Below are 13,762 nucleotides of genomic sequence, written 5' to 3' on the forward strand. Positions count from 1 at the left end.
GATGTAGCAGGCTATTTTGTGTGATTTCATGAAGAGCAAGGAAGTGCTGTTTATGCTTCAGAGAACGGTATCTTATAAGACGCTTCTACGTATTGTTGGCGCATGCTTTCTCCTCTACGGACTCTATATAATTGTGGTTGTCCTCACCTCTAGAATGAGTGCGAGAGGCGCCATAGTATATGATGGCCCATGGGTTTTTGAAGATCCAGGTGCTGTTATGAACTATATCTTTTGTGGTGGCTGGTTTTTTGGAAACCCGATCTTACCTGCTAACTTATACATATTCGGCCCTTTTACGCCTGGCCCTCTCTTTTGTGTGGGTGTAGGAATGATCTGCTTGAGTGTGACGAGCAGGCATGTACAGGCAGTGTATGTGTGCTTGCAGATCGCGCTCTGGTTCATCAGCCTATCTGTCTGGTTCCCCATTGCTATTCTGAGTGGTATTACAAGTTATGATCCAGGGGTCTTTATACCCTTTGCGCTGGTTACGTTTGCGCTCTCATTGGTTCTCCTGGCTTGCTATAAGCCTGTGAGCCGCTTCTTAAGCAGGCATTTGGAGTCAAATAATGCGACATCGATTGTCTAAATGTGGGCGCTATAGTTGTATTGGGAAACGTGGATAGCCTCGTTTGCGTTGACAAACAGAAATATGCAAGTTATTATGTAATTGTCCGCGATGACATCGTTGTCATTTTTGATTGGAGTGGGGAAATAGATACACGTTTTAATGGCACACCTGTTGTGCAGGCAACAGGTAGGGATGTTGTGCTGTAATCATGCTACTAATCGTAATTTGGTGAAAACAAGGAGGTTTTTTCGTATGAAACGACGTACCGCTATTGGAGTGCTGGGTGGGGCTATTTTGAGCCTGGTTGGTTCACCTCTTATCACTGCCTATGCAAGTGAGAGCAACCAATCACGTGCCATAGCCTCATATGCTGCCTTGCAGAAGTATTTTTATGTTAATGATGGCTCCTATCTCTATCATGAGCAGTACCCGGTCGCAGCCACAGATAACGCTTACTCCTATGAGTGGCCTTTTTCGCAGGCGCACGGCGCAACGCTGGACCTCTCAAACCTTCCTGGAGAGGCTGGACGTGCGCATCGGGATGCTGTCAATGAACGCTGGTTGGGCCAGGAGCGCTACTGGAACACGACCGGGGCGACGGGTCTGCCGGGGTATGACTCCTATGCGCGCACGCCCTATGGCAATGGTGGCGACAAGTTCTATGATGATAACGAATGGGTCGGCCTGGCCTCCATTCAGCGCTACAAGATGTGGGGGGAGGATGCTGTTCTGGAGCGTGCTAAGCAGATCTTCGCGCTCGTGGTCTCCGGTTGGGATAATGATGCCACACATCCCGCCCCGGGAGGTGTCTTCTGGACGCAGGCCCCCTGGAGCCATGATCGCAATACGGTCTCCAACATGCCTGGCGCCGAACTGGGCCTGCGCCTCTACCAGTTGACTGGGGAGCAGCACTACTTCGACTGGGCGAAGAAGATGTATGACTGGACCAATACCTATCTGCTCGCCCCCAATGGCCTGTACTGGGATCATATCGACTTGCAGGGCAATATCGAGAAGACTCAATGGAGCTATAACCAGGGCGTGCCAGTAGGCGTCAATGTCCTGTTCTACCAGGCGACTGGCGATGCAACCTACCTGTATCGCGCCGAGCAGATCGCCCAGGCCGCGCTCGCTTTCTATGGGACCGAGAATCTCGATAAGCAGCCAGCCTTCTTCAACTCCATCTTCTTCAAGAATTTGCTCCTGCTGCAATCCGTCAATCATAACCAGGACTACGTAAAGGCCATGCAGGCCTATGCGGATCGTGCATGGGAGAACAATCGCGATACCGCGACGGGTCTCTTCCACTTTAATGGCTCTCAGTCAACGCAAATGATAGAGCAGGCGGCGATGACCCAGATCTACGCCGTTCTCTCTTGGAGCCCCTCCCAATATCACATCCTGTATTAGCGACGCATCCAGGTAGATTGTAGAGCAAGAAGGGCGCAGTGTGATCGATCACACTGCGCCCTTTCGCTTTTTTGTTAAATATATGCTACAGAGAGCAATCTTGACAGGTAGCCTTGCCCTGGCGTATGCTCCTGCTCACAATGAGTATTTTTCGCCATATGGTTGAGATAGTAGGAAGAAGTGTGATCGAATGCGCATACGACCTTTTCGCTATGAAGATATTCCCGAGGTGCTGACGGTACAGCGCGAGGCGGCGCGCGTGGACGGGACGGAGGTAGTCAGCGAGGATAGCTTCGATGCTTGGCTACGCGACGAGGTGCTTGACGCCGAGGAGAATGCCTTTGTCATTACAGATGATGACGATGAGCTGAGCACCTGGAGCCAGGCGGGAACACTGGAAGGGGTCGAGGGCGAGATCGCAGGCTATACCCTGGTGTGCCTGGAGCGCACCGCAGACGCCTACCATTTCATATGTCAGGGCGCGGTCATGCCTCAGCAGCGCAGGCGCCGTGGCGGGCGTCTCCTGCTGGTGGGCGCGCTCAACCGGGCGCGCGTCATGGCCTATGAGTTTGATTTCGAGGCTGAGCAAGCGGGCATCCCCATCTATTTTGAGGTACTATTGCCCACAAGCGACGAGGGCGCGCCCCACCTCGCCACCCTCTGCGAACTAGAGCCAACCGATGAACCCGCCCCTGAAGGCTTCCGCCTCTACCGTCGCGAGCTATAACGGGTTCACAAATCGAAAAGAGAGAGGCGCACGGCGTGCGCCTCTCTCTTTTCGATTTTTCTAATCATCACACTTTTCGATAGCCAGTTTTGACGGCGTGGGTGCCATCGGCGAGCTGTTCAATTTCGTAGTCGCCGAAGAGAATGGGGTCGGCCAGGTGCAGGCAGAGGAAGATGCGAACCGCCAGTTCGCGAATCTCGGTCTCCGCATGGGCGTCGGCGCGCATCTCGATTACATGGCGCCAGGAGCGCACATTACCTGTGACCACGATGGGGGCCTCGGTCTCATTCGGGAGCACTGAGCGGGCCGCCTGCTGGACCTTCTTGCGCAGGTCGGTGCGGGCCTCGGCACTTAGAATGGTCGAGCCTTCTTTTTGCATTTCCAGCAGGCGCTTGGTGAGCTGGGCATACTCTTCGGCGGCGCGGTCGACGCGTTGCTCAAACTGGGTGTGTAGCTGTGCGTCATCGCGATACTCTGGGCGCTCCACAAAGCGCAGCATGCGGCCTGAGACGTACCTCTGACTCAGCTGGGAAAAACCCATTCCAGCTCTGTGTCGGATCAGCTCGTGGGTCAGGCTGCGGGAGACACCGTAGAGGAGTAGGCTAAAGTTGGCGTGCTCGAAGACCGAGCCATGGCCGGAGGATTTGAGATTCTCGAAATAGCGGCTGGCATTCTCGTTCATCGTGCGTTTGGGGCCAAAACTCATATAGCATGTCTGCCCGGCGATCTTGCAGAGCTGTGAGCTTTCTGGAAGAGTGGTGGGATCATCGAGATAGTGGCTAAAACCAAGTGAGGTATCAAAACCATCAAGGAAGCCTGCCAGGCCGGTGGGGTTGGTCTGAGGGCGCGCCAGCGTCACGACTCCAGGAACCTGTAAGTAGGGTGTGCCGCCCGGAGTGTGATGGACTGGCGCGTGAATCGTGGCGAAGCCTGCGTTCTCACTTCCGTTATATTCCTGGAAGAGAGTTTGTGGGTCGAGAGCAGACAATGAGAACCTCCTTGTTGACTGGCGTAATCGGTAGAAATCGACCCCTAGTCTAACAGGTTCTCGGCTATTTGGCTACCTTCTTATACGAAGACCAACGCCGCTCTCGCGGCTAGCGCTAGCACGCTCAGGTTTTCGAAAAGGTACTACCCGTCTATTGACTCACGGACTCAGGCGGTGGGGCGAGCAGCTTTTCCAGGGTTGAGCGGCGAATACGGTAGGCCTGGCGTGCGCCTCGATGGGGAAGAGTGATTGCTTCAAGCACTCCATTTTTGATCCAACGGCGCACAGTGGTATCATCCACACGTAATTGTCTTGCAACTTCACGAACTGTCAGCAGTTCCGCATCGTCGTATTCCACAGAGCCCTCTTTTCTGGTCATAAGGCGTATAAGAATGTACGCCTGACCACAATAGCAGAAGAACGTTGAAGAAATTAAAGTATACCTTGGGTTCGCGCGATGAGTGATTTGATTATATAAACGGTTAAGGCACTTATTAGTAACAAAATCCCTAATAGCAGAGATACACTGTAATTACGTGTCACACACTGGAATTGTTGTATCAACCACCAATCATAGACATGCTGCGGTTCGCACGCTTAAAGCGTTTATCCCCGATGTAATGCTTCAACTCTTTATGCCACACTGCTTGTCGAATTACGCGGGCAAGTTCCACGTCATCTGCATCGGAGCGAACCACGGAGCGCAGATCAGTCTCCTCAGTGGCGAAGAGGCAGGTGCGCAGTTGGCCATCGGCGGTAATACGGATACGATCACATTGGGCGCAGAAGGGTTCGCTTACGGGATTGATAAAGCCTACTTCGCCAATGTTATCGCTAAAGGTATAGCGGCGCGCGGTCTCGGAGGGATCACCGGAGGTAATAGGGACCAGGGGGCCATAGGCGGCCTCAATGATGGCTTTAATCTCGCCACCGGTTAAGATATCTTCTTTGCGCCAGATCTGATCGGCATCGAGGGGCATAAACTCGATCCAGCGCATGGCATAGGCTTTATCGCGTGCGAAGCGTACAAAGTCCAGGACCTCGGCCTCGCTAAAGTTGCGCATAGCCACCGCATTGATCTTTATGGGATGAATGCTGGGATAGGCGGCCAGCGCGTCCAGTCCTTCGAGAACGCGATCAAGCTGGTCACGGCGTGTGACCTGGGTGAATTTCTCATGTAGGAGCGTATCCAGGCTGACATTGATGCGCGTCAGTCCCGCCTCGGCCAGGGCTTTGGCCTGTTGTGGAAGCAGGATGCCGTTGGTGGTCAGGCTCAGGCTGCGTAGCCCTTCCAGTTCATGAAGCTGGTGTACCAGCTCGGGAAGGTCGCGACGCACCAAGGGTTCGCCTCCCGTCAGACGAATCTGCTCAATGCCCATGCTGACTGCCACGCGACTGATGCGCATGAGTTCCTCATAGCTCAAGATCTCAGCCTTTTTTAGCCAGGGGAGCCCTTCGGCGGGCATACAGTAGGTACAGCGAAAGTTGCATTTATCAGTTACCGAAATACGCATGCTTTTGATGCGTCTTCCGTAGCTATCGACTAAAGGTTCCATTGGTTGGCCTCCCCCAAAAGACTGTCTTGAACATGTTTTGCTCTATTTCACTATATCATATTTACGTGCCAATGTCACAGATCTGTCACGGGAAATAAGTACTTTGTGTTACAATGTCAAATAAAAGCAGTTAAATGCATATTGTGTATGTGCTGTTCTATAAAAAAGGTCCGCCCCTTGTGTGTTAAGGGGCGGACCACTTGTGTGTGTATTGCCACGGACAGGCAATGATATGTGTTACGGGCGCTGTGTTTTTTAAGCGTCGTAGTACAGTGAGAACTCGATGGGCGTTGGGCGTAGGCGAACGATGTCATTCTCCTCGCGCTTCAGCTCGATGTACTTCTCCAGGATGTCGCTGGTGAAGACGCCGCCCTCAAGCAGAAAGGCGTGATCGTTCTCCAGGGCCTTGAGTGACTCTTCGAGCGAGCCAGGAACCGAGCTGATCTCATTCAGTTCTTCCGCCGACATATGATAGAGGTCCTTGTCGACCGGGCCAAAGCCGTAGTCGCTGGGCTCGATACCGCGCTTGACGCCGTCCAGACCAGCCATCAGCAGGGCCGCGAAGAGCAGGTAGGGGTTGGCCGTTGGGTCGGGCGGGCGGAACTCGATGCGCTTGGATTTGGGGCTCTCGGTCAGCGGGATACGAACGGCTGCACTACGGTTGCCCTTTGAGAAGACCAGGTTGACGGGTGCTTCGAAGCCGGGAACCAGGCGTTTGTAGCTATTGGTCGTTGGAGCCGCGAGGGCCATGAGGGCCGGAGCGTGCAGCAGAACACCACCAAGATAATGGCGTGCCATCTGTGAGATGCCAGCATAACCGTCGGCATCGTAGAAGAGGGGCTTCTCGTCCTTCCAGAGGCTCTGGTGTGTGTGCATACCAGAACCGTTATCACCATAGATTGGCTTGGGCATAAAGGTCACGGTCTTGCCATACTTGCGAGCGATGTTCTTAATAACGTACTTGTAGAGCAGAATGTTGTCAGCGGTCTTGAGCAGGGTGCCGAAGCGGATATCGATCTCGGCCTGACCGGCGGCGCCAACCTCGTGGTGCTGGGCCTCGACAGGGATACCCAGGGCCTCAAGCTGAAGGGCCATCTCGGAGCGTAGATCCTGCATGGTATCATTTGGCGCGACGGGGAAGTAACCGCCCTTGACGCGCATTGAATGACCCAGGTTGCGGGAACCGTCATGGCGAGTTGCCTTGTTGGTGTTCCAGGCCGCCTCGTCTGAATCGACCTCGACGCTCTGAATATTATCGCTAGAGGTGTACTGAACGTGATCGAAAACGTAGAACTCTGCTTCGGGACCGAAATAAGCGGTGTCAGCAAGGCCACTGGACTTGACGTATTCTTCAGCCTTGCGCGCGATGTAGCGGGGGTCGCGGCTATAGGGCTTACGGGTGCCGGGATGGGCGATATCGCAGATCAGGCTGAGCGTGGGGACAGCAGTGAAGGGGTCCATGAAAGCGCTGGTGGCGTCGGGAATGACTACCATATCGCTCTCATTGATTGCCTGGAAGCCTCGAACGCTGGAGCCGTCGAAGAAGAGGCCCTCTTCAAAAATAGATTCTGCAAGCGCACTGAAAGGAATGCTGAAATGCTGCCAGGTTCCTGGAAGATCGGTGAATTTCAGATCGACCATTTTGGCGCCATTTTCTTTTGCAAACCGTAAGACTTCCTCTGGGGTCATCAAAGTTTTCTCCTCTCGCGTTCAATCCCCGCGTCATTGCTGGTATTTAGTGGCTTGCCTTGCGCACTTTGTTGATGTGTTTAGATACCTTTGGGTCATTCTGCATAATATAGTGGTCGCTTCCCAGCATCGTGCCAGGACTCAACTTCTGTACATATGATATGCTCTCAGCCCATGAGATACTACAGTTACTTTACCCGAAAGTTTTAGCCATGCTTTTGTATATATTGCACAAAATTTTGTGAAGATAACTAGGTAAAAAGACAGCTATTACCTCTTCTCTGAGATGCTCCGGCTCCTGCTTGCTAGCAATCGCGATAGTAATCATCTCCTTGTGCAAATCACCTTGTGTCTCGGGCATATTGCATTGTATTATCGGCAGATGAGCGGCAGTACTTGAGTCTTGTCTCTGGCGAAAGTTCTCTTGAAAGGGAACAGCGGGGAGCGCAGAGGGGCGTCAGCCCCTCTGCGGGCCTTTCCCATCCCGCCGCAGGTGGGATAATCCCTTTCAGACCAAATTGAACAGAGTATCAGGGCAAGTTCAACCAGCCACAAAAAAGAGAAGCAAACTGAACAGGAAGAAAATATTTGCATGATGGATTTCAAGCTGACTAATGCCCAACAGAAGGCTCTTGATTACGTGTATCAGAAGGCGATACAGAATAAGAATATTGATAGAGAAAGAATACAAAAGATACTAAATGTATGCGAGATTGAATGTGACGTCGTTGACCTTATCAAAGCCATCCGTGATCTATCACACCTTACGATCAACTTTCACCCCGACCGGCTGCTTGCCGATGGCCGTTCAGTGATTGCCGCGCTGTATGAAGAAGGCATATACCGCAGCCAGTTTGAGACTAGGATTTCTAATGGTGGGCTCACGGCCTTTGCTGGCGGAGACCGCGATATGTGGGAAGCAGCCATGCTTGGTGGAGCATATCAGGCTCAGGGAGTAACCGAGGCAGAACGTCCTAAGTATGCCGGGTTAAATCTTATGAACTACAGTGACGGGGCCTGCCCACGCTTTGGCTCCTGTCATTTACGCTTAAAGGCGCACGTAATACAACGCGCGACGCTTGTCTTTGGTGATAGTGTATCAGATCCTCAGGATATAGGGGTCATAAATGCCTTTGAACCGGTTCTCGCTGGATTACTGGAAGAAGTTAAAGCTCATGGAAATGCGCTTGGGCGCAGAGAGGTAGACGTTACAACGTTTGTTCGTGCCTTGCTTCATCCTGGTAATACAAAAGCGTCGCTCTTCCATAGGTCATGGGGGCGCGCGCTTGATGATTACATTGAGGCGCAAATACACGGTGAACTGTGTATGGCAGATGATGTAGATGCGCTTGTCGCAGACCCTTCATTCCAGAACACGGCAACTGGTGAGGTATTGGAGGCAACCGCGAAGAAGTATGGCTTCCCCCTTGAATGGCACGAAGGCTTTGAGCTTTCCTTGGAAGAAGTGCCAAGCGACTTCCGTGGACCAGAAATGCCACCTCTTGCCCAGCGTGTATTGGAAAACCACGCGTTAAAGGATGGCTGTCTTAATGCCGCAACGATTGGGTTAGCGGCAGTCTCAGTTGTTGCTGATACTGAACAGTGGCAAGACTGGGGATCACCCAAAGACACGCTTCAACACATCAAGTATTTGTGGCATATTCTTGTAGTCTACGGAAAGCCCAGGATGTAGGTACAGGCCAGGTATGAGGGTATTTGGTGGTGCTGGAAAAGTTGAATAGGGTGGGGATCTGGCCCACTGGTGCTGAGCTTTGTCGCCTTTAGATGTGATTGATGAGCATACCTCTCTTCTGAAAAAGTCCTCCGGCCCCCGCCTGTGAGCGGAAATCAACTGGCCTGAGCCATGGGTTGCAGTTCGACCTGATACCCCATGCGTTCAAGTCGCTTGACTAGGCGTTTCTGAACAGCTTGTCGGTCTCGCTCATCGAAATAATTGCCGCCTAAATCCTGATAGCTGCTCTGATCGCGCAGGATATGGTAGATGATCACGAGAATACTATGGGCGACGGCCAAAGCAGCTTTCTTTGCCCCACGTCGGCTCGCGATGCGATGATATTGAGCAGCCAGATAGGTATTCTTGCTGCGGCCAGCAGCATGGGCAGCCTGGACGAGAAGCCGACGTAACCAGGGATTGCCTTTGCGAGTTTTGCCACTCAAGCGTTTGCCTGCACTTTCGTGATTTCCTGGACAAACGCCCGCCCAAGATGCTATGTGTTGGGCGGAGGGAAATTGGCCCATCTCGATCCCAATTTCGGCCAGGATGCCTTGCGCTGCCTCTTCGCTGATTCCGATAATCTCATCAATGAGTTGAGCAGCTTTCTGCCAACTCATCTCCTTCGAGGAGGGTAATCGACTCGCTTCTTCCTGTGCAGATCCCTGTGACTTCACCGATGCTGGTTGATCAGTTGCTCCTTCTTCTGCAGGATCATCAGGGGGAGTAAAACGACGAGCAATTTCCTGGCTCACCCGCCCAAGAGCGGCGTTGAGCGTCTCAATCTGCTTCAGATGCTCACCGAGCATGAAACGATGATGGGTCGTTACCTTCCCAGTCAAGGCGCTTTCCAACTCCTGCTGGCTGGCGCGAACCCGTCCCACTGCAAATGACGCCAGCCGCTGTGGATCAGCCTCCCCCTCTACGATTGCCTGGAGGATGAATTGCGATGCTTTCCCCATAACATCGGAGACGACATCTCCTAATTTCAGGTTCGTATCCTCCAGCGTTTGGTGGAAGACGGTTCACCTCTCGTGCTCGCTCTTCCACCAAACGCGTGCGGTAACGTGTCAGCTCCCGCAACTCCCGCTGTGGAACGGAAGGAATAAAGCTGGCTTTGAGCAATCCATGCTGCAAGAGATCGGCGATCCACTCGGAGTCCTTCACATCCGTTTTGCGCCCTGGGACGGTTTTGAGATGGTGCGCATTGACCACCAGGATCTCAAAATCCCCTTCTAGCAAGTTATAGATGGGCTTCCAATAGACACCGGTCGACTCCATGGCCAGATGCGTGCATCCCTGCTCTTTCAGCCAATCTCGCATTTCCAGCAAGTCTGCCGTCTTCGTGGCATAGGTTCGAATCTCTTTGTCGGGGCGTCCTGGTTTCCCCGGCAGGATCAAGCACACCTTCACATTCTTCTTATGGACATCCAGTCCTGCACAGCGTTCGTAGAGCAATTCCATCGGTTCTTCCCTCATATGAGATCTTGCACCAGAAACAGGCTTCTTTCGGATGATGCTCCAACAGAGGTGTGGATAACCAAAGATTCTCTTCTGCGTGCTCCTCTCCGAAAAGAACCTTCTCGCGAGGGCAACAATACGTGGTTCCTGCGCACACCTCGGTCAGTCTTGGAACTGGCTCGCAGCACAAAGAGGGGCCGACCTTGGTGTCAGAGCATCACCTCATTCTACGCTTTTTCATCATACGTGGTGTAGACCCTACATGAAAGTCTTGGAGAAATATCCTGAGTAATTAGAAAAGCTGCAAAGAAGAAGTGGTATACTATCAAATTACAGGCAACGCTATAGAATTTTTTGACCATAGTTCGCGTTCTATTTGTTAACAGGTATGTTTTTACGTCCTTCTTAAAGAAGAAATTTGGAGGGCTTGTGGCTAGGATGGCTACGGCTTGCAGCGCAAAGAGGCGAAGTGCATGAAGAATCAATCTGATGACCCTATTTTGCCGCTAACGAAGGTTATAAGGTTTATAATAACTTTCACGCTTTTTGTAACACTTGTGTATTTGCTTAGTTTTTTGCATATACTTCCAGATTCATGGGGAAATTTCCTTCCAAACCTGGCGACGATTCTGGCCGTACCCGTAGGCATAATTGCTATCTTAGCTGCTCTCAAAAACTTTGAAAAGGCAGTAGTGCAGGTAATGCCTCGGCCTACCGCCTGGGGACCTCCAAAAATTCCAAAGATAAATAGGAAATTGTGGATGTTTGTGGGCCTGGTGGTGGCCATGGTTTTGATTGTTGTGGGGGGATACCATTATATATGGCCTGCACCTCAATCTACTGTGCCTCCGTTACTCTTCTCATATTCAACTCCTGATGGCCCTATTGGAATTAGTGATGGAAGCTATGTCTTCGATGTAAAGACGCGAAATAATCAAGGGCATCATAATGAGGCCCTTAAACAGCAGGCCGCGGATGCATTTAGGAACCAGAATTTCGATCAGGCCAGGCAGCTTTGGGGTCAAGCTATCTCTGGTGACGATTCAGACGATGCTGAAGTCTTGATCTACCAGGAAAACCAGCGGATTATAAACTCCGGCAGCCCATATATCACCTTTATTGCCGTCACCCAACTCACTGGAAGCCACGAAGAATATGAGATTGGACGAGAGGACCTGCAAGGCTACTATGTGGCACAAAAAGAGTTTAATAGCCAGGCCAACCCATTTCGTGTCCGTTTGCTTATCGTGAATATAGGTGACCAGGAAACGTATGCGCAACAGGTCATGGATCGTATTCTCTCTTCGTATCAGCAAGATCCAACCATTAAAGGGGTCATGGGATGGCCCGAGCGGACGCAGCGTATCAATTCTATGCTCCTGACTATGTGTAATAAGCATATTCCCATCGTGACTGTGTCTGCAAATGATAGTCGTAATTCAGATAGTTGTAACTACAATTTTAGTGTTGCTCCTACGATTGACTCACAGGCAGCTACGGCAGTCCAGTATATCAAATCTGTTCTCAAGAAGAAACGTGTGTCTATTGTGTACGATCCTGCTAACGAATATAGCCAAAGTCTTTATAGAAGCTTCATTGATGATTTTCGTCGTAATCAGCCTTCGGATGCGGCTATTGTTGATCGCGAAACGTACAGCATATATAGTAGCAATACGTTGCCAGGGTTATTGCGCGCCACGTTGCGGGGCAAACCAGATCTTATTTATTTCGTGGGATACCCGGCCGATCTTAATACTGTAATACAGTCGTTACCTGTTTCCGGGGATGTAGACGTGATGACTGCAAATATTATCTACCAGGCTCCTCACTTTCCCAAAGCACAACCTGTAGAGCATGTACGCGTTTACTTCACTGCTTTTGCGTACCCAGATCAGTGGGCAATCCTTCATCTGGCTCAGCCAGATTTCACCCAGGAATATATAAATGCCTATGATCCTCAGCAATTTCATCGAGGAGCCTATGGTTATGAGCGCGCTAATGATAGTGTGATGATTGCATACGACGCTTTAAAGTCTTTGATGGTGGCCAGTAAGGGCTTTCAAAACAACAGATTTCCTATGGATCAGCTGCAAAGGGCTTTATTCAACAGTAAATATAAAGGCATTACTGGTGATATCCGCTATAACCAGGGCAGTGTCGATACTAAACCAGTCGTCGTCATCCAGTTCACTCATGGTTACAACGTCTTTAAAGGTGTGGATGGTTGCTATGATGACAATGCGCAAGGAGGGTGCTTTGATGTCCAAAACAATGGACGCCCTTAATGATGCTATCATGCATATGCGGGCTGGGCGAATAAAGCGGCGGACTTTTCTAGAACGCGTTATTGCCCTGGGCTTAAGTGCAGGGGCAGCTTCTTCGCTGCTTGAAGCTTGCGGGACTATCTCTACGCATTGTACGCCAAATGGCTGGGTTAGTCAGCCAAATACGATTGTCTGGAGTAGCGAGCATGACGACCAGGAAGAATTTATTAATATTGTCAAGAATTTTAACACCCAGAATACCAATGCACATGTTATCTATAATAATGCTCCATTTGAGGATAATTCACAATATAAAGATACGGTAAGCGCTCTCCAAGTATGCGCCAGCGAGATGGACGTCATTTCAATAGATGTCGTCTGGTTAACAGAATTTGCGCGTAACCAATGGATACTTCCACTAACGGAGACGATTAAATCGAGCGTATTGCAAAGCTATAAAGGGTTTCAGAGCATTGTAGACAGTTGTTCTTATAAGGGGCAACTGTATAGCGCCCCCATTCGTTTTGATCTAGGCGTGCTATATTACAATACCGGCTTTGTGTCTTCTGCTCCCCAAACGTACGACGAGTTAAGGGAGCAAGCGTCTCAGTTACTTGCCAACTCACAAGGGAAAGAGCTAGACGGTTATGTATGGCAAGGCGCTCAATATGAAGGGCTGGTGTGCAATTTCATTGAGGTTCTCGCTGGTTTTGGAGGATCTTTTTTCGCGGAAGATGATCCTACTAAAGTAACTATTAATAGCTCGGAAGCCCATGACGCTCTATTTGAGATGGTAAATTGGTTATGGCTGGCCACTATCTCTCCTAATGATCCCAATGGTATAACCACCTATGAAGAGAATGACGCACGTGTAAGATGGCAGAATGGCTTTGCAGTATTTATGCGTAACTGGTTTAATGTGCAACAACTTGTAACAGATCCAGGTATCTCAGCCGTTCACGATGAAGTAGCGTATGCCGCTATCCCCCATAGCAAATCACAGCCTACCGGTCACTCCTGCATTGGTGGATGGCAAGTGGGGGTAAATGCCTCTTCGACAAATCAGGATCTCAGCTGGCAGTTTATTGATTTTTTACTAAAGCACACGAAAGACTATCGCCCTACCGACGTTGTAGGTGATGCTTCTCTGAAGAGCATGTATACGAACGCGGTAGCGCGTCCCCAATTGCCCAATTACAACCTGATTTCAGAAAGTATCCAAAGACACGTTTTTAGTGCCCTCACAAAACGTGAGACACCTTCAGAAGCACTGGCGAAAATGGAAGATGAGCTGAAGCAGATTATCTCCAAACAGCAGGCATAGTATTCTTGTTCATCCTCACACCCCTTTTGCATGGAAAGTGTTA

At 50.8% G+C, this 13,762-nt stretch carries 12 protein-coding genes; 6 read left to right on the forward strand and 6 right to left on the reverse strand.

Going from position 1 to position 13,762, the window contains the following annotated elements:
* The first annotated feature begins 343 nt into the window (after nucleotides 1-343).
* The 3 genes from JMJ04_RS20360 (at nucleotide 344) to JMJ04_RS20370 (ending at nucleotide 2,705) form a co-directional block, all read left to right on the forward strand.
* Nucleotides 344-586, forward strand: a complete 243-nt coding sequence (locus tag JMJ04_RS20360) for a hypothetical protein (protein ID WP_201372254.1) — start codon at nucleotides 344-346, stop codon at nucleotides 584-586.
* A gap of 234 nt (nucleotides 587-820) precedes the next feature.
* Nucleotides 821-1,978, forward strand: a complete 1,158-nt coding sequence (locus tag JMJ04_RS20365; RefSeq protein WP_201372255.1) for a glycoside hydrolase family 76 protein — start codon at nucleotides 821-823, stop codon at nucleotides 1,976-1,978.
* Between the two features lie 190 nt (nucleotides 1,979-2,168).
* Nucleotides 2,169-2,705 carry a GNAT family N-acetyltransferase gene (locus JMJ04_RS20370; protein ID WP_201372256.1) on the forward strand — a complete coding sequence of 179 codons (537 nt, stop codon included), beginning with the start codon at nucleotides 2,169-2,171 and terminating at the stop codon, nucleotides 2,703-2,705.
* A gap of 67 nt (nucleotides 2,706-2,772) precedes the next feature.
* On the opposite strand, the gene thyX is transcribed toward JMJ04_RS20370, so the two are convergent.
* The 4 genes from thyX to glnA form a co-directional block, all read right to left on the reverse strand.
* On the reverse strand, nucleotides 2,773-3,693 hold the full coding sequence (thyX, locus tag JMJ04_RS20375; protein ID WP_201372257.1) for an FAD-dependent thymidylate synthase: 921 nt from the start codon (nucleotides 3,691-3,693) through the stop codon (nucleotides 2,773-2,775).
* Between the two features lie 151 nt (nucleotides 3,694-3,844).
* On the reverse strand, nucleotides 3,845-4,051 hold the full coding sequence (locus JMJ04_RS20380) for a helix-turn-helix domain-containing protein (RefSeq protein ID WP_007922981.1): 207 nt from the start codon (nucleotides 4,049-4,051) through the stop codon (nucleotides 3,845-3,847).
* 202 nt (nucleotides 4,052-4,253) lie between these two features.
* Nucleotides 4,254-5,249, reverse strand: coding sequence for a GTP 3',8-cyclase MoaA (gene moaA, locus JMJ04_RS20385; RefSeq protein ID WP_201372258.1), 996 nt, complete (start codon nucleotides 5,247-5,249; stop codon nucleotides 4,254-4,256).
* 255 nt (nucleotides 5,250-5,504) lie between these two features.
* Entirely contained in the window at nucleotides 5,505-6,938 is a 1,434-nt protein-coding gene (gene glnA, locus JMJ04_RS20390) for a type I glutamate--ammonia ligase (RefSeq protein ID WP_201372259.1), read from the reverse strand.
* A 592-nt stretch (nucleotides 6,939-7,530) separates the two neighbouring features.
* Between glnA and JMJ04_RS20395 the strand changes: the two genes are divergently transcribed.
* Nucleotides 7,531-8,631 (forward strand): DUF3626 domain-containing protein, encoded by a 1,101-nt coding sequence (locus JMJ04_RS20395; RefSeq protein WP_201372260.1) that lies wholly within the window; start codon nucleotides 7,531-7,533, stop codon nucleotides 8,629-8,631.
* Between the two features lie 155 nt (nucleotides 8,632-8,786).
* Here JMJ04_RS20395 and JMJ04_RS20400 read toward each other — a convergent pair whose 3' ends face one another.
* Nucleotides 8,787-9,632: a transposase gene (locus JMJ04_RS20400; RefSeq protein ID WP_201372261.1), complete on the reverse strand. Its 846-nt coding sequence runs from the start codon at nucleotides 9,630-9,632 to the stop codon at nucleotides 8,787-8,789.
* Nucleotides 9,580-10,149 carry an IS110 family transposase gene (locus JMJ04_RS20405; RefSeq protein ID WP_201372262.1) on the reverse strand — a complete coding sequence of 190 codons (570 nt, stop codon included), beginning with the start codon at nucleotides 10,147-10,149 and terminating at the stop codon, nucleotides 9,580-9,582. The genes JMJ04_RS20400 and JMJ04_RS20405 overlap by 53 nt, the downstream gene beginning before the upstream one ends.
* Before the next feature lie 455 nt (nucleotides 10,150-10,604).
* Between JMJ04_RS20405 and JMJ04_RS20410 the strand changes: the two genes are divergently transcribed.
* Together JMJ04_RS20410 and JMJ04_RS20415 are read left to right on the forward strand one after the other, a co-directional pair.
* Complete coding sequence (locus JMJ04_RS20410; protein ID WP_201372263.1) at nucleotides 10,605-12,416, forward strand: ABC transporter substrate-binding protein; 1,812 nt, start codon at nucleotides 10,605-10,607, stop codon at nucleotides 12,414-12,416.
* Nucleotides 12,391-13,719, forward strand: a complete 1,329-nt coding sequence (locus tag JMJ04_RS20415; protein ID WP_201372264.1) for an extracellular solute-binding protein — start codon at nucleotides 12,391-12,393, stop codon at nucleotides 13,717-13,719. Before JMJ04_RS20410 ends, JMJ04_RS20415 begins: the two co-directional genes overlap by 26 nt.
* Nucleotides 13,720-13,762 lie beyond the last annotated feature (43 nt).

Source organism: Ktedonobacter robiniae, from assembly GCF_016587375.1.
Classification (GTDB): Bacteria; Chloroflexota; Ktedonobacteria; order Ktedonobacterales; family Ktedonobacteraceae; genus Ktedonobacter; species Ktedonobacter robiniae.

What these genes read in the sequence shown, in the direction of transcription:
- JMJ04_RS20365 (WP_201372255.1), top strand. Translation starts at nt 821, where the DNA reads ATGAAACGACGTACCGCTATTGGAGTGCTGGGTGGGGCTATTTTGAGC.
- JMJ04_RS20370 (WP_201372256.1), top strand. Translation starts at nt 2,169, where the DNA reads ATGCGCATACGACCTTTTCGCTATGAAGATATTCCCGAGGTGCTGACG.
- moaA (WP_201372258.1), bottom strand. Translation starts at nt 5,249, where the DNA reads ATGGAACCTTTAGTCGATAGCTACGGAAGACGCATCAAAAGCATGCGT.
- glnA (WP_201372259.1), bottom strand. Translation starts at nt 6,938, where the DNA reads ATGACCCCAGAGGAAGTCTTACGGTTTGCAAAAGAAAATGGCGCCAAA.
- JMJ04_RS20395 (WP_201372260.1), top strand. Translation starts at nt 7,531, where the DNA reads ATGATGGATTTCAAGCTGACTAATGCCCAACAGAAGGCTCTTGATTAC.
- JMJ04_RS20400 (WP_201372261.1), bottom strand. Translation starts at nt 9,632, where the DNA reads ATGGGGAAAGCATCGCAATTCATCCTCCAGGCAATCGTAGAGGGGGAG.
- JMJ04_RS20405 (WP_201372262.1), bottom strand. Translation starts at nt 10,149, where the DNA reads ATGAGGGAAGAACCGATGGAATTGCTCTACGAACGCTGTGCAGGACTG.
- JMJ04_RS20410 (WP_201372263.1), top strand. Translation starts at nt 10,605, where the DNA reads ATGAAGAATCAATCTGATGACCCTATTTTGCCGCTAACGAAGGTTATA.
- JMJ04_RS20415 (WP_201372264.1), top strand. Translation starts at nt 12,391, where the DNA reads ATGTCCAAAACAATGGACGCCCTTAATGATGCTATCATGCATATGCGG.